At 70.9% G+C, this 17,261-nt stretch carries 18 protein-coding genes and 1 tRNA gene; 11 read left to right on the top strand and 8 right to left on the bottom strand.

What is annotated here, in order from left to right:
• Positions 1 to 9: 9 nt before the first annotated feature.
• Positions 10 to 738 carry an SDR family NAD(P)-dependent oxidoreductase gene (locus tag CCN39_RS25850; protein ID WP_086846176.1) on the bottom strand — a complete coding sequence of 243 codons (729 nt, stop codon included), beginning with the start codon at positions 736 to 738 and terminating at the stop codon, positions 10 to 12.
• A 30-nt stretch (positions 739 to 768) separates the two neighbouring features.
• Between CCN39_RS25850 and CCN39_RS25855 the strand changes: the two genes are divergently transcribed.
• From CCN39_RS25855 to CCN39_RS25865, 3 genes are read left to right on the top strand one after another with little or no spacing between them, the layout of a single operon-like run.
• Positions 769 to 1,272 (top strand): isochorismatase family protein, encoded by a 504-nt coding sequence (locus tag CCN39_RS25855; protein ID WP_086846179.1) that lies wholly within the window; start codon positions 769 to 771, stop codon positions 1,270 to 1,272.
• The gene (locus CCN39_RS25860) at positions 1,269 to 1,661 is read left to right on the top strand and encodes an NUDIX hydrolase (protein ID WP_086846181.1); all 393 of its coding nucleotides are present in this window, start codon (positions 1,269 to 1,271) and stop codon (positions 1,659 to 1,661) included. Before CCN39_RS25855 ends, CCN39_RS25860 begins: the two co-directional genes overlap by 4 nt.
• Before the next feature lie 20 nt (positions 1,662 to 1,681).
• Positions 1,682 to 2,074: an NUDIX hydrolase gene (locus CCN39_RS25865; RefSeq protein ID WP_086846206.1), complete on the top strand. Its 393-nt coding sequence runs from the start codon at positions 1,682 to 1,684 to the stop codon at positions 2,072 to 2,074.
• Between the two features lie 13 nt (positions 2,075 to 2,087).
• On the opposite strand, the gene CCN39_RS25870 is transcribed toward CCN39_RS25865, so the two are convergent.
• From CCN39_RS25870 to CCN39_RS25880, 3 genes are all read right to left on the bottom strand, one after another.
• Positions 2,088 to 2,987, bottom strand: coding sequence for a GNAT family N-acetyltransferase (locus CCN39_RS25870; protein ID WP_244211005.1), 900 nt, complete (start codon positions 2,985 to 2,987; stop codon positions 2,088 to 2,090).
• A 4-nt stretch (positions 2,988 to 2,991) separates the two neighbouring features.
• Positions 2,992 to 3,585 (bottom strand): TetR/AcrR family transcriptional regulator, encoded by a 594-nt coding sequence (locus CCN39_RS25875; RefSeq protein ID WP_086846210.1) that lies wholly within the window; start codon positions 3,583 to 3,585, stop codon positions 2,992 to 2,994.
• A gap of 95 nt (positions 3,586 to 3,680) precedes the next feature.
• Positions 3,681 to 4,646 (bottom strand): acyl-CoA desaturase, encoded by a 966-nt coding sequence (locus tag CCN39_RS25880; protein ID WP_086846183.1) that lies wholly within the window; start codon positions 4,644 to 4,646, stop codon positions 3,681 to 3,683.
• A 207-nt stretch (positions 4,647 to 4,853) separates the two neighbouring features.
• On the opposite strand from CCN39_RS25880, the gene CCN39_RS25885 reads away from it, so the two are divergent.
• The 4 genes from CCN39_RS25885 (at position 4,854) to CCN39_RS25900 (ending at position 9,207) form a co-directional block, all read left to right on the top strand.
• Positions 4,854 to 4,925, top strand: a tRNA-Gln gene (locus CCN39_RS25885).
• Between the two features lie 35 nt (positions 4,926 to 4,960).
• Positions 4,961 to 6,709 (top strand): GGDEF domain-containing protein, encoded by a 1,749-nt coding sequence (locus tag CCN39_RS25890; RefSeq protein ID WP_086846185.1) that lies wholly within the window; start codon positions 4,961 to 4,963, stop codon positions 6,707 to 6,709.
• Positions 6,710 to 6,757: 48 nt separating this feature from the next.
• A complete protein-coding gene (gene glmU / locus CCN39_RS25895; RefSeq protein ID WP_086846187.1) occupies positions 6,758 to 8,230 on the top strand; it encodes a bifunctional UDP-N-acetylglucosamine diphosphorylase/glucosamine-1-phosphate N-acetyltransferase GlmU in 1,473 nt (490 codons plus the stop codon).
• The gene (locus CCN39_RS25900; RefSeq protein ID WP_086846189.1) at positions 8,227 to 9,207 is read left to right on the top strand and encodes a ribose-phosphate diphosphokinase; all 981 of its coding nucleotides are present in this window, start codon (positions 8,227 to 8,229) and stop codon (positions 9,205 to 9,207) included. Before glmU ends, CCN39_RS25900 begins: the two co-directional genes overlap by 4 nt.
• Before the next feature lie 59 nt (positions 9,208 to 9,266).
• Here the strand turns inward: CCN39_RS25900 and CCN39_RS25905 are convergent, their stop codons facing one another.
• Both CCN39_RS25905 and CCN39_RS25910 read right to left on the bottom strand, forming a co-directional pair.
• Positions 9,267 to 9,908, bottom strand: a complete 642-nt coding sequence (locus tag CCN39_RS25905; RefSeq protein WP_086846191.1) for an NAD(P)-dependent oxidoreductase — start codon at positions 9,906 to 9,908, stop codon at positions 9,267 to 9,269.
• A 99-nt stretch (positions 9,909 to 10,007) separates the two neighbouring features.
• On the bottom strand, positions 10,008 to 11,123 hold the full coding sequence (locus CCN39_RS25910) for a hypothetical protein (protein ID WP_086846193.1): 1,116 nt from the start codon (positions 11,121 to 11,123) through the stop codon (positions 10,008 to 10,010).
• A gap of 326 nt (positions 11,124 to 11,449) precedes the next feature.
• On the opposite strand from CCN39_RS25910, the gene CCN39_RS25915 reads away from it, so the two are divergent.
• From CCN39_RS25915 to CCN39_RS25930, 4 genes are all read left to right on the top strand, one after another.
• A complete protein-coding gene (locus CCN39_RS25915; protein ID WP_086846195.1) occupies positions 11,450 to 12,049 on the top strand; it encodes a 50S ribosomal protein L25/general stress protein Ctc in 600 nt (199 codons plus the stop codon).
• A gap of 9 nt (positions 12,050 to 12,058) precedes the next feature.
• Complete coding sequence (pth, locus tag CCN39_RS25920; protein WP_086846197.1) at positions 12,059 to 12,652, top strand: aminoacyl-tRNA hydrolase; 594 nt, start codon at positions 12,059 to 12,061, stop codon at positions 12,650 to 12,652.
• Positions 12,653 to 12,673: 21 nt separating this feature from the next.
• Positions 12,674 to 12,994 carry a DivIVA domain-containing protein gene (locus CCN39_RS52615; protein ID WP_086846199.1) on the top strand — a complete coding sequence of 107 codons (321 nt, stop codon included), beginning with the start codon at positions 12,674 to 12,676 and terminating at the stop codon, positions 12,992 to 12,994.
• 236 nt (positions 12,995 to 13,230) lie between these two features.
• A complete protein-coding gene (locus CCN39_RS25930; RefSeq protein ID WP_086846201.1) occupies positions 13,231 to 13,587 on the top strand; it encodes a DivIVA domain-containing protein in 357 nt (118 codons plus the stop codon).
• Positions 13,588 to 13,695: 108 nt separating this feature from the next.
• Here CCN39_RS25930 and CCN39_RS25935 read toward each other — a convergent pair whose 3' ends face one another.
• Both CCN39_RS25935 and CCN39_RS25940 read right to left on the bottom strand, forming a co-directional pair.
• On the bottom strand, positions 13,696 to 15,384 hold the full coding sequence (locus CCN39_RS25935) for a fatty acyl-AMP ligase (RefSeq protein WP_086846203.1): 1,689 nt from the start codon (positions 15,382 to 15,384) through the stop codon (positions 13,696 to 13,698).
• Positions 15,385 to 15,440: 56 nt separating this feature from the next.
• Positions 15,441 to 17,204, bottom strand: a complete 1,764-nt coding sequence (locus CCN39_RS25940) for an ABC-F family ATP-binding cassette domain-containing protein (RefSeq protein ID WP_086846204.1) — start codon at positions 17,202 to 17,204, stop codon at positions 15,441 to 15,443.
• Positions 17,205 to 17,261: the final 57 nt, after the last annotated feature.

A 17,261-nucleotide genomic window follows, 5' to 3' on the forward strand; every position in this document is an offset into this window, starting at 1 on the left:
GCGCCGCGGCTACTTCCCCAGGTAAGCGCCGCCGTTGACGTGCAGCACCTGGCCGGTGACGTGCCCGGCGGCGGGGCTCGCCAGGAACGTCACCGCGGCGACGACGTCGTCCGGTGTGCCCGGGCGCTTGTTCATCGTGTTGCCGATCAGCCAGTCGCGGCGCTGATCGCTCAGCTGCCCGTGGAAGAACTCGGTCTCCCCGACCAGTCCCGGCGCGACGACGTTCGCGGTGATCCCGCGCGGCCCGAACTCCCGCGCCACGCTCACGTTCCAGGCCTCGACCGCGGCCTTCGCGGCACCGTAGGACCCGGCGCCGGTGTGCGCGGCGATCGAGCCGATGGTGACGATCCGCGCGCCCTCGGCGAGGCGGTCGCGCAGCGCGTGCGTCACCAGCGCCGCACTGACCACATTGGACCGCAGGTTCCGCTCGAACGCCGCCGCGAAGCCGGCCAGCCCCGCTTCGTCGCCGCCGTCGAGGAAATCCGTGTTGCCGCCCGCGTTGTTGACGAGGACGTCGACGCGGTCCGGCAGCTCTTCCAGTGCGGCTTCGACGGCCGCGGGGTCGGCGGCGTCGAACACGACGGGCCGCGCGCCGGCGAGCGTCGCGGCTTCGGTGAGCACCTTCTCCCGGCGCCCGGTGATCGTGACGCGCTCGCCGGCCCGCGCGAAGGCTGCCGCCACGGCGTAGCCGATGCCCGTGCCGCCGCCCGTCACCACGATTTCCCTGTTGTTCGCCATGAGCCCGACCCTAGTGCCTAGGATCGGGGGATGAGCAAGATCGACCCGGCCACGTCCGCGCTCGTGCTGATCGACCTGCAGGAGCGGATCGTGGCGCTGCCGACCACGCCGTACCGCGGCGAAGAAGTCGTCGCGAACGCGCTGCGGCTGCGGGACGCGTTCCACGAGGCGGGAGCGCCGGTGGTGATCGTCAAGGTGTCACGCCCGGACAACCCGCCGGGCAACGAACTGGTTTTCGACGCCGGCGACGACAAGATCGTCACGAAGTACACGATCGGCGGCTTCGCGGGCACGGACCTCGACGAGTTCCTGCGCGGCGCGGGCGTCCGCACGGTCGTCTTCGGCGGCATCGCCACGGAGTTCGGCGTCGAGTCGACCCTGCGCGCGGCCTCGGACCACGGCTACGACACGATCGCGGTGTCGGACGCGATGACAGCGCTTTCCGACATCTCGCACGAAAACGCCATCACGAAGATCTTCCCGCGCCTGGGCACGGTCGTGACGACCGGCGAGGCGCTGGCGGCGCTGGCGTGATCGACAAGATCGCCTGGATCCACGTGGTGGACGGCCGGGTGCTGGCGGCCCGTTCGCGCGGCAAGGACAAGTTCTACCTGCCGGGCGGCAAACGCGAGCCGGGCGAGACCGACGCCGAGACGCTGGTCCGGGAGATCCGCGAGGAACTCGGCGTGGCGATCGAAGCCGACTCGATCACCCCGGCGGGCACGTTCGTGGGCCAGGCGCACGGACACCCGGAGGGGACGGTCGTGCGCACGACGGCCTACTCGGCGGAGTACCGCGGGACACCACGGGCGAGTGCGGAGATCGAGGAGATCGCCTGGCTCGGGTATGCGGACCGGGCGCGGGTTTCGCTGGTGGCGCAGCTGATCTTCGACCACCTGCACGATGCGGGGCAGTTGCGGTGAGCGGCATGCCGGGTTCCCGGATGATCGACAAGATCGCCTGGATCCACCTGCTGGACGGCCGGATCCTCAGCACGCGTTCGCGGGGCAGGGAGGTCTACTACCTCCCCGGCGGCAAGCGCGAGCCCGGCGAAACCGACCGCGACACGCTGGTCCGCGAAATCCGCGAGGAACTCGACGTCGCGATCACCCGGGAGTCGGTCGCCGCGGCGGGGACCTTCGAAGCCCAGGCGGACGGCCACGCCGCGGGCACGCTGGTGCGGATGACCTGCTACACGGCCGGATACCGCGGCACCCTGAAGGCGAGCAGCGAGATCGAAGAGGTCGCGTGGCTCGGCTACGCCGACCGCGGCCGGGTTTCCGCGGTGGACCAGCTCATCTTCGACCACCTGCACGACGCGGGGCAGCTCCGGTGATCCCCGCGACCGCTCACCCGCGCTTGATCAGCGGCGCGTCCCGCGAAAACGCCCGGAACCCCACGCCGTAGTACAACTCCCGGGCCGCGGCCGGTGATCCCATGCACGCCACCGTCGCGTGCCGGGCGCCCGCTGTCGCCGCCAGCCGCATCCCGTGCAGCAGCATTGCGCGGGCCAGGCCCGAGCGCCGGTAGCGCGGGTGGGTTCCGACCGGCTCGAACTCGACCGTCTCGTTCACCTCGTCGAGCCACATGATCGCCGAGCACGCCATCGGCCCGTCCGGTGCCTCCACCAGGACGTGCAGGTCGTCGCGATAGCCCGGTGCCTGCCGGACGCCGAGGTACGACGCTGCCTTGTACGACGTCGGCGCCCAGGCGTCCACATGCGCCTGCACCACGGCATCCGGCGAGACCTCCGCGGCCGTGCGGAACGAAAACCCGCTCGGCAGCGACGGCTCCGCCACCTCGGTCAGGTCGCGCTCGTTGAGCTGCGACCACGCGTCGGGCGCGTCGGGTTCGTAGCCGTGCGCGGCCCAGCGCCGCAACCCGGACGAGTCGGCCGCCGACGGCAGCACCGTGCGCTCGACGCCGGGAGCCGTGGCCCCGTACCAGGCGATCACCTCGTCGACCAGCGCGACGTGGCCGGGATCCACCTGGTACGCCAGGTACGCGCCGGTGATGTCCTTGACCGAACCGTCGTTCCGCCGGACCCGGCGCGGCAGCTCGGCCCAGCCCCACGCGACGAGCTCGCCGTCCGAGAACCACAGCCGGCGCTCGCCGTCGCCGCCGGTCCGGCCCCAGTTCCAGGCCAGCTCGCCGAACGACGCGTCGCTGTTGACCAGCTCCGGGTGGGTGCCGGTGATCCGCTGCGCCAAGCGTTGCATCAGCCGCAACTCCGCGGCGGTCAGCGCCACGACGTCAGCCCAGCCGCAGCTTCGGCTTGTGCTCCAGGTGCGACAACCCGTTCCACGCCAGGTTGACCAGGTGCGCCGCCACCTCGTCGCGCTTGGGCTTGCGGGCGTCCAGCCACCACTGGCCGGTCAGCGCCACCATCCCCACCAGCGCCTGCGCGTACAGCGCCGCCAGCTTCTCGTCGTAGCCGAGGGCGCCGAACTGCTGGGCCAGGATGTGCTCCACCTGGCTCGCGATGTCGTTCAGCACCGTGGAAAACGTCCCCGTGGAGCTCGCCACCGGGGAGTCGCGGACCAGGATGCGGAACCCGTCGTGGGAGTCCTCGACGTAGGACAGCAACGCCGTCGCCGCCTGCTCCAGCATCACGCGCGGGTGGCCGCCGTGGAGGGTCGAGACCATCCGGTCGAGCAGCAGCTGCGTTTCGCGGTCGACGACCACCGCGTAGATGCCTTCTTTGCCGCCGAAGTGCTCGTACACCACGGGTTTCGAGACGTTGGCGCGGTGCGCGATCTCTTCGATCGACGTGCCGTCGAAGCCCTTCTCGGCGAACAGCGCCCTGGCCACGTTCAGCAGCTGCTGACGCCGCTCGGTGCCGGTCATCCGGACCCGGGTCACCGGGGCGGCCGGACGAGCCCCGGTGACCTGCTGCTCACGCTTCGAACGTCGTCTCCCCGCCATCGGGGCAGCCTAGTTGACTAGGCTTTTTCGGTGGCGATACGGGCCAGCCGCTGCGGCGTCGGCCAGCGGACGTCGTGCACCCAGCCGAACTTCTCGAAGATCCAGATGAGCCGCGCGGAGATGTCGATCTGGCCGCGCTTGACGCCGTGGCGGGCGGACGTCGGGTCGGCGTGGTGCAGGTTGTGCCACGACTCGCCGAACGAGAAGATCGCCAGCGGCCAGAAGTTCGCCGACTTGTCGCGGGCGGCGAACGGGCGCTCGCCGATCATGTGGCAGATCGAGTTGACCGACCAGGTCACGTGGTGCAGCACGCAGATGCGGACCAGGCCGGCCCAGAAGAACGCCGTCACCGCGCCCCACAGCGACCACGAGATCAGGCCGCCCAGCAGCGCCGGCAGCGTCAGGCTGACCAGCGCCCACAGCCAGAACAGGTCGTCGACCTTCTTGATCGCCGGGTCCTTCACCAGGTCCGGCGCGAAGCGCTCGGCGTTGGTCTGGTCGCGCTCGAACAGCCAGCCCATGTGCGCGTGCCAGAAGCCCTTGGCGATGGCCCACGGCGAGGTGCCGAACGCCCACGGCGAGTGCGGGTCGCCGTCGCGGTCGGAGAACGCGTGGTGGCGCCGGTGGTCGGCGACCCAGGTGATCACCGGGCCCTGCAGGGCGATGCTGCCCGCGATGGCCATGAACACGCGCAGCCACTGCTTGGCCTTGAACGAGCCGTGCGTGAAGTAGCGGTGGTACGACACCGTGATGCCGAGCCCGCTGATCGCGTAGAACACCACGAAGATGCCGACGTCGACCCAGCTCAGTCCCCAGCCCCACGCGAACGGCACCGCGACCAGGAGAGCCACGAGCGGGGCGATCACACCGAAGTAGACCGACAGCTGCACGCCGATGCCGCGCTTGCCGTCGATGACAGGTTTGGGCCCCTTGGGCGCCGAAGGCTCCCCGGCGGGCTGGGAACGGTCGAGCGTGGCCGTCATACGCTTCACTTCTTCCTACACAGGCACGCCTTCTTACCAAGGGCGCCCTAACCTACGATGCCGTAAGTTACGGTACAGGAGGTTCGGGCGGCTGGGGAGAGCCCGAACTCACACCGGTGGTTCGGAACCGGAGTACCCGGCAGACGGGCGCGTAACGCATCCCCCGCGCGGACGACACCCGATCGTCGCTATCCTGACCAGGATCGATCCGCCGTAGTGTAATCGGCAGCACTTCAGATTTTGGTTCTGACAGTTCAGGTTCGAATCCTGGCGGCGGAGCACAGCAGGAACCGGAAACCCACGACACCGGGAGGTTGGCGCTGACCGACGAGGCGACCGACCCGGTGACGGCCAGGCGGCCCGCGCTGGCCGAGATGTCCGACGCGTGGCTGGTCGGGCGCGCGCGGGAGCTGGGCGCCGCCGTCCAGCGCCACGAGTACACCCAGCAGCTCGAGATCGTCGCGATGATGGACGAGCTGCTCGACGAGACCCAGCGGCGCGGTGAGCCCCTGCTCGTGGCCCAGCTGCTGCGCTCGTCCGCCCTCGCCCGGCTGGCCACGAAGGGCCTGGCCGCGGAGGCCGAGCCCCGGCTCGACGAGATGCTCGCGCACACCCGGCGGCACGGCATCGCCCTGCTCCGGGCCGACGCGCACGCCCTGCGCGGGCGCCGGCTCGTGATCGCCGCGCAGGAGGACGCCGCGCTCACCGAGATCGCCCGGGCGCTGGCCATCCTCGACGACTCCACCATCCCGGACCGCCAGGTCGGGCTGCGCAACTGGAACCGGCTGCTCTCCTCGACGCTGATCGACTGCTGGCTGGTGCTCAACCAGCTCGGCGTCTACGAGGCGGCCGAGGAGGTGATCGGCCGGGCCGCGGCGGCCATCCGCGAGAGCGCGAGCCCGCACGACATCGCCCTGCAGCTGATCAACCGCATCAAGATGCTGCTCGGCTGGGGCCTGCGGCTGGAGCGCATCGACGAGTACGACGAGAGCGCCGAGAAGTTCCGCACCGCGGCCTCGATGGGGGCGGCCGCCGAAGGCCCGTTCGCCGAGTCGCTGTTCCCGCGCAAGGCGAACGTCGCCGCGATCGACCAGGTCGGCGTCCTGGCCGCGGCGCCGGCGCTGAACCAGCCGGGCGCCGAGCACGTCGACCGGCTGCAGAACCTCTACACCGAGCGCGCGTTCGGGCACGACCGCGAGATCGTCGCGATCGCGCTGGCGCGCTGCCTGGACCGGGAAGGCCGCCGCGACGAAGCCCTCTCGATCCTGCGCGAGACCCGCCAGTCGATCTCGGACGACACCTCCCAGCCGTCGATGCGGCTGAACATCGCCCGCGAGCTGGCCCGGCTCGACACGAGCCCGGACTCCGGCGCCGGCGAGTCGCTGATCGACTACGCGCGGCGGCTGGAGTCGGAGATGTGGAGCCTGCGCGAGTCGCAGATCGCCACCCTGAACGCCCGCCGCGAGCACGAACGGCTTTCCGCCGAGCACGGCGCGATCACCCAGCAGGCGCTGCAGGACCCGCTCACCGGCCTGCCCAACCGGCGCGCCCTGGACGAGAAACTGCGCCAGCTCGCCTCGTCGGCCGACGCGCAACCCCTGGCGGTCGCGCTGGTCGACCTCGACGGCTTCAAGGGCGTCAACGACAAGCAGTCGCACGCCGAAGGCGACAACGTGCTGCGTGTCGTCGCGAGCACCCTCCGTGACGCGTTGCGCGGCGACGACCTGGTGGCGCGCTACGGCGGCGACGAGTTCATCGTCCTGCTCCCGGGCACGCCGGCGTCCGCGGCGAAGATGGCCCTCGGGCGCGCCGTGAAGTCGGTCTCGAACCTGCCGCACCACCTGTCGCACGGCGTCACGCTGTCGATCGGGCTGGTGTCACTGCGGCCGCAGGAACGCGGCGAGCAGGTCCTCGCCCGCGCGGACGCGGCCATGTACCAGGCGAAACGCGGCGGCGGCAACCAGGTGGCGTCGGCCAATTCGATGGCCGCGGACCCGGCGGCCGCGTGGGCCAGCGAAGCCCCTCCCACCGACCCCGCGTGGGACGCCGACGACCACAGTTAGGATCGGTGCCCGACAGAAGCCGACTTTTGGTAACCGTTGGGAGCGCCGTTGACCGGCCCGCTGAGCACGTTGATCCTCGCCGCGGGTGAGGGCACCCGCATGCGTTCCTCGACGCCGAAGGTGCTGCACCCGATCGCCGGGCGGCCCCTCGTCGAGCACGCCGTCCGGGCCGCCGCCGGCCTGAACCCCGAACACCTCGTGGTGGTCATCGGGCACGGCCGCGAAGCGGTCGGTGAACGGCTGAGCGCGGTCGGGGACGCCCTCGGCCGCCCGGTCGGCACCGCGGTGCAGGCCGAGCAGAAGGGCACCGGCCACGCCGTGTCCTGCGCGCTCGCCACCCTCCCCGCCGACCTCACCGGCACCGTGCTCGTCAGCTACGGCGACGTCCCGCTGCTCGACACCGCGACCCTCGGCGCGCTGCTCGACGAGCACACCGAGGCGAAGAACGCGGTCACCGTGCTCACCTCGGTGGTCGCCGACCCGACCGGCTACGGCCGGATCGTGCGCGACAGCGCGGGCAAGGTCACCGGGATCGTCGAGCACAAGGACGCCGACCCGGAGCAGGCCGAGATCACCGAGATCAACTCGGGCGTCTACGCCTTCGACGCGGCGGTGCTGCGCGACGGCCTCTCGCGCCTCTCGACCGACAACGCGCAGGGCGAGCTCTACCTCACCGACGTCCTGGGCATCGCGAACGGCGACGGCCTGCACGTCGGCGCGCTGGTCGTCGACGACCCGTGGCTGACCGAAGGCGTCAACGACCGGGTGCAGCTGTCGGTGCTCGGCGCCGAGCTCAACCGCCGGATCGTGCAGCGCTGGCAGCGCGAGGGCGTCACGATCACCGACCCGGCCACGACCTGGATCGACGCCGGCGTGACCCTCGCCCGCGACGTCGTCATCGAGCCCGGCGTGCAGCTCAAGGGCACGACCTCGGTCGGCGAGGGCAGCACGGTCGGCCCGGACAGCACGCTGACGAACGTCACCATCGGCGCGGGCGCCTCGGTGGTCCGCGTGCACGGCTCGGACTCGGAGCTCGGCGACGGCGTCAACGTCGGCCCGTTCACCTACCTGCGGCCGGGCACGAAGCTGGGCGTCAAGGCGAAGCTGGGCGCGTTCGTGGAGACGAAGGCGGCCGACATCGGCGCCGGGACGAAGGTGCCGCACCTGACCTACGTGGGTGACGCCACGATCGGCGAGCACAGCAACATCGGCTGCTCCAGCGTCTTCGTGAACTACGACGGCGTGAACAAGCACCGGACCGTTATCGGGTCGTATGTCCGGTTGGGCGCGGACAACACCTTCGTCGCCCCGGTGCACATCGGTGACGGCGCTTACAGTGGTGCGGGTGCCGTGATCCGCGAAGACGTCCCGCCGGGCACACTCGCGGTGTCGGCGCCGCCGCAGCGCAACATCGAAGGCTGGGCGATCCGGCGCCGGCCGGGTACGCCCGCGGCGGAGGCGGCCCAGGCCGCCCTCGACGCCGATTCAGCAGCAGGAACCGACGGGGAGTCGCCAGCATGAGTCCGAAGCAAGGGACGCCGAAGAAGAACTTGATGCTCTTCTCCGGACGCGCGCACCAGGAGCTCGCCGAAGAGGTCGCCCAGCACCTCAACGTCACGATCACCCCGCAGACGGCGCACACGTTCGCCAACGGGGAGCTGTTCGTCCGGTTCGAGGAGTCCGTCCGCGGGACCGACGCCTTCGTCATCCAGGCGCACACCACGCCCATCAACGAGTTCGTGATGGAGCAGCTGATCATGGTGGACGCGCTCAAGCGGGCGAGCGCGAAGCGGATCACCGTGGTCATGCCGTTCTACCCGTACGCGCGCCAGGACAAGAAGCACAAGGGCCGCGAGCCGATCTCGGCGCGGCTGATCGCGGACCTGTTCAAGACCGCGGGCGCCGACCGGATCATGACCGTCGACCTGCACACCGCGCAGATCCAGGGCTTCTTCGACGGCCCGGTCGACCACCTGATGGCGCAGACCGTGCTGGCCGACCACATCAAGGCCACCTACGGCGACGCGGACATCACGGTCGTCTCCCCGGACTCGGGCCGCGTGCGGCTGGCCGAGAAGTGGGCCGCCCAGCTGGGTGACCGCCCGATCGCGTTCATCCACAAGACGCGCGACCCGGACAAGCCGAACCAGGCGGTGGCCAACCGCGTGGTCGGCAAGGTCGAGGGCAAGCTCTGCGTCCTGATCGACGACATGATCGACACGGGCGGCACGATCGTGAAGGCGACCGAGGCCCTGATCGACGAGGGCGCGGCCGACGTCGTCATCGCGACGACCCACGGCATCCTGTCCGACCCGGCCACCCAGCGGCTCTCGTCGTGCAAGGCGCGCGAGGTCATCGTGACGAACTCGCTGCCGATCCCGGAGGAGAAGCGGTTCCCGGGCCTGACGGTGCTGTCGATCGCCCCGATGCTGGCCGAAGCCATCCAGCAGGTCTTCGAAGACGGCTCGGTGACGTCCCTCTTCGACGGCAACGCCTGAGATCCGGCGAAAAAGCCCGCCCTCCCCGCGTGGGGAGGGCGGGCTTTTCGCTGCGAACCTCAGTAAGCGACGGTGAACCGCGCGCGGCGGTGCTTCGGCTGCTCGATCTCGTCGACGTAGGCGATCGCGAAGTCGTCGCCGCCGATGTGGGACTTGCCGTTCTCGTCGGTCACCAGGACGTCGCCACCGAGGCGGAACTCGCCCGTGCGCTCACCGGGCGTCCACGCGCCGAACTCGGCGGCGGGGCTGACGTAGAACCAGTCGAGGCTCTCGGGCTGCTCGCGCAGCAGGCCGAGGACCTCGGCGTGGCTGCCGGCCTCGTCCTTGTACTCGGCCGGGAACTCCGGGGTGTCGAACAGCCGCGGGCCGCCCTCGGCCACGTGGAGGCTCGCCGCGCCGCCGACGAACGACAGCCGGACGTCGTTCTCGCTCGCGATGCGGGCCAGGGCCGGGACGGCGTCGATGAGCTTCTTGCCGTCGATCTCGCGGGCCGGGGTGGCCACCACGATGACGTCCGCGTCCTTGGCCGCCTGCGCGACGAACTCCTCGTCGTGCAGCGAACCCTGCCGCGCCTCGACGCCTTCGGGGACCGAACCCGCGTGGCGCGCGACCCCGACGACGTCGTGGCCACGACGCACCGCCTCGGCGCCGATCTTGCCCCCGGCGTACCCTGTCGCCCCGAAAACCACCAGCTTGGCCATGGCATCTCCTCGTTCGTCGTCGGCCGTTCACGGCCGATGCTAGGAACGGAAGATCACCTACTTCAACGGAAGCAACACACCCGGGGGTAGGTGTCCAGGTCAGCCACCGATGCCCGCGAACTCGGTGGCCACCTTCTGCTTCACGGCGTTGACGTCGAGGCCCGCGCGGACCTCCGCCGTCGCGTTCGGCTTGGAGAGCACCTGGTAGCTGGCCGTGCGGTTGGGCAGCTTGAACTTCACCGCGCAGGACAGCTGGATCGTCTTGTACGGCTCCGCGTCCCCGGCCGCCGTGCACGTCTGCGCCCCGAGCGACTCGGCGCTGACCTCGACCGACAGGGTGATGTGGACGACGCTCTTCTCCCCCGACGCCGGCGTGCCGACGACGCTGTTGGAGACGTCGACCGTCGTCGTGCAGGAGCCGACGAAGTCCTTGCAGTCGAGCTTGTCGTTGGTGACGACGGCGCTGGCCTGCACCAGGCCCTCGAACGGCTGCCCCAGCCCGCCGACGGCGGCGTCGAGGTCGGTGTGGAACGTCTTGACCGCGTCGCCGGTGAGCGCGGCGACCTGGAACTCGGCGCCGTACTTCGGGCCGTTCTGCGGGTCGAGCATCGTCGGGGCGAAGCTGACGACGCGGTTCGGCTTGGCCGTCGTGACCCGCAGGACGCTCGGCGCGGCGCCGAGCTGGTAGACCTCGGTGCCGTCGGGCAGCTTCGCCTTGACCGGCTCGCCGATCCGGTCGAGGCCGGCCAGCGCCTTGCGCAGCCCTTCGGCGAGCGCCGGCGGCGCGAACCGGGCCGCCGGGTCGAAGGGCAGCTCGGAGCCGAGCGACCGCACCCAGCTCGTGCCGAACTGCGTGCCCTCGTCGATGGCGTGCGCCTTCCAGTAGTCGGCGTCGGCCTGCAGGTAGAACTGGCTCGCGGCGGCCGTCACCTGGACGAAGCGGCCTTCCAGCGGCAGCGCGCCGACGGCATAACCGCCGCGGGTGATCCGGAACTGCTGCTCTGCGCCCTTCACCGTCGACTTCAGCGCGACCGCGGGCGCCTGGCCCAGCGCGGTCAGGGCCGCGTCGACCGCGGCGCGCTGCTCCGCGCGCCGGTCGGCCGTCGCCTGGTCGGCCGCGGAGACACCGGCGGTGCCGGCCACTGCCACCTGGCAGCCCGCCAGCAACCCACCCAGCAGCAGCACCGCCGCCGCCTTGCTCCACCGAGCGCGCATTTCCCGCCCCCTGCTCTCCCGCTACCGAGCACACCTCGGTCGGCGTCGTCCCGCCACCGGATTTGTGTCGTCACGTACCGGGGTTCCAGGAGGGTTCTAGCCTGGGCCGGGCACCCGCCGCAACCCACCGTGATGAGGTTGGTTTACACTCTTGAGGTTGTCTCGGCGAGGCGGGGCCCTTCTGGGGTGCCCGGCGTGATCGACGCGGCGGCTCGAGTAGCCCCCGTCGTCGTGCACGCCCGGAAACTCGCCGCCGAAACTTCCTGAAAACATACGGCTTCTCCCCGCCGCAGCATGCTGTCTTTGATTTGAAGGAGTGCAACACCGTGTCCGAGGTACGTCTGTCCGTCGAGCCGCGCACCGAGTTCGGCAAGGGCGCCGCGCGCCGCACGCGTCGCGCCGGCAAGATCCCCGCCGTCCTCTACGGCCACGGGTCGGACCCGCGGCACTTCGCGCTGCCGGCGATCGAGTTCGCCCGCGTCGTCCGTGAGAACGGCTCGAACGCCGTCATCACCCTGGACCTGGAGGGCTCGGTCGAGCTGGCGCTGACCAAGACCATCGTGGTCCACCCGCTGAAGAACTACATCGAGCACGTCGACCTGCTGGTCGTGAAGCGCGGCGAGAAGATCGTCGTCGACGTCCCCGTCGTCGTGACCGGTACCCCCGGCCCCGGCGGCCTGGTCAACCAGGACGTCGACACGCTGCAGGTCGAGGTCGAGGCGCTGCACATCCCGGAGCAGTTCGAGGTCTCCATCGAGGGCCTCGAGATCGGCTCCCAGGTGCTGGCCGGCCAGGTCGAGCTGCCCCAGGGCGCGACCCTGGTCACCGACCCGGAGTCGCTGGTCGTGGCCGTCAACGAGCCGCAGCGTGAAGAGACCGGCGACGAGGCCGAAGCTGGCGAAGAGTCGGCCGAAGCCGCCGAATAGCATCACCGCATGACGGAAGACCTGCCTGGGGCCGGCGAGCTGGTACTGCTCGCCGGCCTCGGCAATCCCGGACCCCAGTACGCCGGAAACCGGCACAACGTCGGGTTCATGGTGCTGGACGAGCTCGCCGCCCGCATCGGCGGCAAGTTCAAGACCCACAAGACCGGCGGCGAGGTCCTCGAGGGCCGGCTGGCCGGCCGCCGCGTCGTGCTGGTGAAGCCGCGCTCGTACATGAACCTCTCCGGCGGGCCGGTGGTCGGTGCGGCGCGGTTCTACAAGGTCGAGCCGTCCGGCATCGTCGTGGTGCACGACGAGCTCGACGTCGACTTCGGCGCGCTGAAGCTGAAGCTGGGTGGCGGCGACAACGGCCACAACGGACTCCGCTCGATCACGAAGTCACTGGGCACCCGCGACTACTACCGGGTGCGGTTCGGCATCGGCCGCCCGCCCGGCCGCCAGGACCCGGCGGACTTCGTGCTGAAGGACTTTTCGACGGTCGAGCGCAAGGAACTCCCGCTGGAGGTGGATCGGTGCGCGGACGCGACCGAAGCGCTGATCAGCACCGGCCTCGCGGCCGCGCAGAACTCCTTCCACGCGGGCTGACATGGGTGGCAAGGTGAAGCCATGACCCCCGACGAAGTCCGGGCGATCGCTTTCGGCAAGCCCCGGTTCGGCCGTCGCGGCTACAACGAGGACGAGGTGGACGCGTTCCTCGACCTCATCGCCGAGGCACTGGCCGGCCGCAACATCCTCACCCCGGACGACATCCACTACGTCGAGTTCACGATCATGCCGGTCGGCATGCGCAGCTACGACCAGGCCCAGGTCGACCTGTTCCTGGACGAGGCCGAGGCGGCGTTGGTGGAGCTGCGGAACCCGCGCCCGGCGGTGGTCGAGGAGCCACAGCGGCCGCAGGGCACCCGGAAGTGGTTCGGCCGCAGCTGACGGCCCTTCTTTCCGGCGGGTTCCGGGTGGCGGAGCCTCCGGCCCGGGGCGAAGGCCCGGATGGCCCGGTGTGAAGCCGGCCACACAGCGCTCGGTAGCGCGAACTCACCCGAAGGCGGGCCCGGGCTGCCCGTCGGGGTGAGGTTCCGGGCCGCCTCTTCCGGGGAGCTTGTCCACCGGTTAGGACGGTGTACGGGAGTTTCGCACCCCGCCCAACCCCGGAATCGGAGAGTTCCATGTCGTTCACCGCCGAAGACCTCGCCGAGGTCACCTTCGGTAACGCCCCGATCGGCCGCCGTGGTTACGCGAAGCACGAGGTCGACGCGTTCGTCCGGCGGATCGCCAAGACGTTCTCCGACGAGGACGACCTGACCGCCGCCGAAGTGCACCACGTGATGTTCGCGAAGCCGCTGATCGGCAAGCGCGGCTACGACGAGCGCGAAGTCGACGAGTTCCTCGACGCGGTGGAGGACCAGCTCGCCTCCCGCACCGGCCAGGCCCCGGGCCTCCCCGGCGCCCGCACCGCGCCCGAAGCCACCGCCGAGCGCGCCGCCCCGCCGACGCTCCGGGCGGTACGCGTCCAGCAACGCTGACCCCGCCCGCGGGGGCGCCCCCCGTTTTCCACGCTACCGGAGGCTACCGACAGTTCCGGCCCCTCCCGAAGCGCCCCGATGCGGCCAAGGCACATCGGGGCGCTCTGGTCAGGCGTCCGCGTTCTTCTTGATCCGGTCCGCGAACTGCTGAGCCGTCGCCGCGCGCTTGACCTTGCCCGACGGCGTCTTCGGCAGGCTCCCCGCCGGCAGCACCACCACCGCGTACGGCCGCATGTCGACGGCGTCGCGGACCCGGGCCGACACCTGCTTCATCAGGTTCTTCTCGGCCTCGGCGTCACCCGCCAGCTTCGACTCCACGACCACCGCGAACCGCTCGCGACGGCTGCCCGCGTCCAGCCGGACCGCCACCGCGTTGCCCGCGCGCACCCCCTCGACCGACGTCGCCGCGCGCTCGATGTCCGTCGGGTACAGGTTGCGGCCGCCCATGATGATGACGTCCTTGCGGCGGCCGCAGATGACGATCTGGCCGTCCACCAGGTACCCGAGGTCGCCGGTGTTCAGCCAGCCGTCGTCGTCCTGCGTGGCGAGCGGGCCGTCCATGGTCAGGTAGCCCGGCGTCACGGCCTCGCCGCGCAGCCGGATCTCGCCGACCTGACGCTCGCCCAGCGGCGAACCCGCCTCGTCGACGATCTCGGCCTCCAGCCCGTCGAGGGGACGGCCGAGCAGCGCGAACGACCGGACGCCGTCGGTACCGCGCCGCGGGTCGCCCTCCGGCACCGGCACCGCGCGGTTGTCCGCTTCCAGCGCGTCGGCTTCGACGACGTCGAGGGTGAGCCCGGTGAACAGCGGCGCGAACGACACGGCGAGCGTCGCTTCCGCCATGCCGTAGGCCGGGAAGACGCACTCGGCCGGCATCTTGAACCGGGCGCCGGCGTCCACAAAGGTCTGCACAGCGGTCTCGTCGATGGGTTCGGCACCGTTCAGCGCGATGCGCAGCTTCGAGAGGTCGTAGGCGTCGTCTTCGTCGACGCGGGCCATCCGGCGCCCGACGATGGCGTACGCGAAGTTCGGCGCCGCCGTCGTGGTGCCGTGGTACTTGGTGATCAGCTCCGGCCAGATCAACGGCCCCGAGAGGAACTCGACCGGCGTGATCTTGACCAGCTCGACGCCGAAGGTCATCGGCACGGTCAGGAAGCCGACCATCCCCATGTCGTGGAACGTCGGCAGCCAGGAGACCATCACGTCGACGTCGAAGTCGAACTCCGCGCGCTCGACCATGGCCTTGACGTTGGAGTACAGGTTCCCGTAGGTGATCCGCACGGCCTTGGGGTCGGCGGTCGAACCGCTGGTGAGCTGCAGGAGCGCGGTGTCCCCCTCGTCGGTGGGGACGACGTCGGCGAGCGGCTCGGCTTCGGCGAGCTCGGTGATGAGCTTGAACCCGATGCCCTTCTCCGCCAGCACCGGCGCGAGCTGGTCGAAGGGTTCGCCCAGCAGCACGAGGTCGGAGCCGATCATCCCGAGCACCCGTACGGTGTCCTCGGCCCACTCGGCGAGATCGGTGCGGGGGGTCGGCTGGTGCAGCATGGTGACGCTGCCGCCGGCCAGCCACACGGCCTGCACAGTCGGCGCGATCAGCACCGGCGCGGCGGCCAGCACCGCCACCGCACCCCCGCGCTCGAACCCGCCGGCCACCAGGCCACCGGCGATCCGCCGGGCTTCGGCGTGCACCTCGGCCCAGGTCCGCCGGACCGGCTCCTTCGGCTCCCCGGTGACCATGCCGCGCTGCTGCCCCCGCTTCGTCGCGGTGGCGACGAGCGTGTCCACGAACCTGCTCATGGCTGGAACATTACTGGGACAGCGTCACCCGCCGCGTGCCAACGCGGGAAGCCGGGTCACTCCAGCAGTTCGGACGTCTCCAGCCAGCGCCCCTCGACGTCCTGGATCTCGCCCTGGACGCCCTTCAGTTCCGCGTTCAGCTCCATCAGCTTCGCCGGGTCCGTCGCCGCCTCCAGCAGGGACGCGTGGAGCTTCTCCTCCTTCGCGTGCAGCTGGTCGAGCTTGCGCTCCAGCCGGCCGAGCTCCTTCTGCGCCGCGCGCAGGTCCGCCGCCGACTTCTTCGCCTCCACCTTCGCCACCGAAGGAGCCGGGCCCGACGCGGGCTGAGCGGCCGCGCGGCGGTTCAGGTACTCCTCGATGCCGCCCGGCAGGTGCGTGATGCGGCCGTCGCCGAACAACGCGACGATCGTGTCGCAGACCCGCTCCACCAGGTAGCGGTCGTGGGACACCACCACCATCGTGCCCGGCCAGCCGTCGAGAAGGTCCTCCAGCTGCTGGAGCGTGTCGATGTCCAGGTCGTTCGTCGGCTCGTCGAGCAGCAGCACGTTCGGCTCGGCCATCAGCAGCCGGCACAGCTGCAGGCGGCGCCGCTCGCCGCCCGACAGGTCCTCGACCGGGGTCCACTGGCGGGCCGCCGGGAAGCCGAGCTTCTCGCCCAGCTGCGACGCCGTCATCTCCTGCTTGCCGAACACCACACGCCCGGCCACCTGCTCGATCGCCTGCAGCACGCGCAGGTCGCCCGGCAGGTCGTCGAGTTCCTGGCGCAGGTGCGCGAGCGCGACCGTCTTGCCCTCGATCCGGCGGCCCGTCGAGCCCTCGACGTCGCCGCCGAGCAGCTTCAGCAGCGACGTCTTGCCCGAGCCGTTGACACCGACCAGGCCGATCCGGTCGCCCGGGCCGATCCGCCAGGTGACGTGGTCGAGCAGCGTCCGCTCGCCGACCTGGTACGTCGTGTCTTCCAGTTCCAGCACGGTCTTCCCGAGCCGCCGCTTCGCGAACGCCTGCAGCTCCACGGAGTCGCGGGGCGGCGGGACGTCGGCGATCAGCGCTTCGGCCGCCTCGATGCGGTACCGCGGCTTCGACGAGCGCGCCTGCGGGCCGCGGCGCAGCCACGCCAGCTCCTTGCGGGCCAGGTTCTGCCGCTTCTCCTCGGCCGTCGCGGCCAGCCGGGCCCGCTCGGCGCGCGCGAAGATCCAGTCGGCGTAACCACCTTCGTACTGCTCGACGCGGCCGTTCGCGACCTCCCACGTCAAGGTCGCGACCGTGTCGAGGAACCACCGGTCGTGCGTGACGACCACGACCGCGATCCGGCGGGCCAGGAGGTGGTCGGCGAGCCAGCGGACACCTTCGACGTCCAGGTGGTTGGTCGGCTCGTCGAGCACGACCAGGTCCAGTTCCCCGGTCAGCGCGGCGGCCAGGGAGACCCGGCGCCGCTCGCCGCCGGACAGGTTCGCCGTCGGCGTGTCCAAGCCGATCGCCGTGATCCCCAGGCCGTCCACAATGGACCGGACGCGCGCGTCGGCGGCCCACTCGTGCTCGGCGCCGTAGCGTTCGAGCACGACGTCGCCGACCGTGCTGCCGTCCGGGAGTTCCGTGCGCTGGGTGACCACGGCCATCCGCAGGTCGCGAACATGGCTCACCCGCCCGGAATCCGGCTCGGCGAGTCCGGAAAGGACCTCCAGCAGGGTGGTCTTGCCGCCGCCGTTGAGGCCGACGACGCCGATGCGCTGCCCGGCCGCGACACCCAGCGAGACGCCGTCCAGCAGCGGCTTCACCCCGTAGGACTTGCTCACCGACTCGAGATTGACCAGGTTGGCCATCCGTTCAGCCGATCCTTTCCACGATGACGAACCGCGTCGCCACGACCATGGTCGTGG

The sequence above is a fragment of the Amycolatopsis kentuckyensis genome (genome assembly GCF_002155975.1).
GTDB classification, from domain to species: domain Bacteria; phylum Actinomycetota; class Actinomycetes; order Mycobacteriales; family Pseudonocardiaceae; genus Amycolatopsis; species Amycolatopsis kentuckyensis.

Coding starts and splice junctions, on each gene's coding strand:
- CCN39_RS52615 (WP_086846199.1), top strand. CDS start 12,674: ATGACCCCCGACGAAGTCCGGGCGATCGCTTTCGGCAAGCCCCGGTTC.
- CCN39_RS25935 (WP_086846203.1), bottom strand. CDS start 15,384: ATGAGCAGGTTCGTGGACACGCTCGTCGCCACCGCGACGAAGCGGGGG.
- CCN39_RS25855 (WP_086846179.1), top strand. CDS start 769: ATGAGCAAGATCGACCCGGCCACGTCCGCGCTCGTGCTGATCGACCTG.
- CCN39_RS25880 (WP_086846183.1), bottom strand. CDS start 4,646: ATGACGGCCACGCTCGACCGTTCCCAGCCCGCCGGGGAGCCTTCGGCG.
- pth (WP_086846197.1), top strand. CDS start 12,059: ATGACGGAAGACCTGCCTGGGGCCGGCGAGCTGGTACTGCTCGCCGGC.
- CCN39_RS25850 (WP_086846176.1), bottom strand. CDS start 738: ATGGCGAACAACAGGGAAATCGTGGTGACGGGCGGCGGCACGGGCATC.
- CCN39_RS25910 (WP_086846193.1), bottom strand. CDS start 11,123: ATGCGCGCTCGGTGGAGCAAGGCGGCGGCGGTGCTGCTGCTGGGTGGG.
- CCN39_RS25930 (WP_086846201.1), top strand. CDS start 13,231: ATGTCGTTCACCGCCGAAGACCTCGCCGAGGTCACCTTCGGTAACGCC.
- CCN39_RS25940 (WP_086846204.1), bottom strand. CDS start 17,204: ATGGCCAACCTGGTCAATCTCGAGTCGGTGAGCAAGTCCTACGGGGTG.
- CCN39_RS25900 (WP_086846189.1), top strand. CDS start 8,227: ATGAGTCCGAAGCAAGGGACGCCGAAGAAGAACTTGATGCTCTTCTCC.
- CCN39_RS25905 (WP_086846191.1), bottom strand. CDS start 9,908: ATGGCCAAGCTGGTGGTTTTCGGGGCGACAGGGTACGCCGGGGGCAAG.
- CCN39_RS25865 (WP_086846206.1), top strand. CDS start 1,682: ATGATCGACAAGATCGCCTGGATCCACCTGCTGGACGGCCGGATCCTC.
- CCN39_RS25875 (WP_086846210.1), bottom strand. CDS start 3,585: ATGACCGGCACCGAGCGGCGTCAGCAGCTGCTGAACGTGGCCAGGGCG.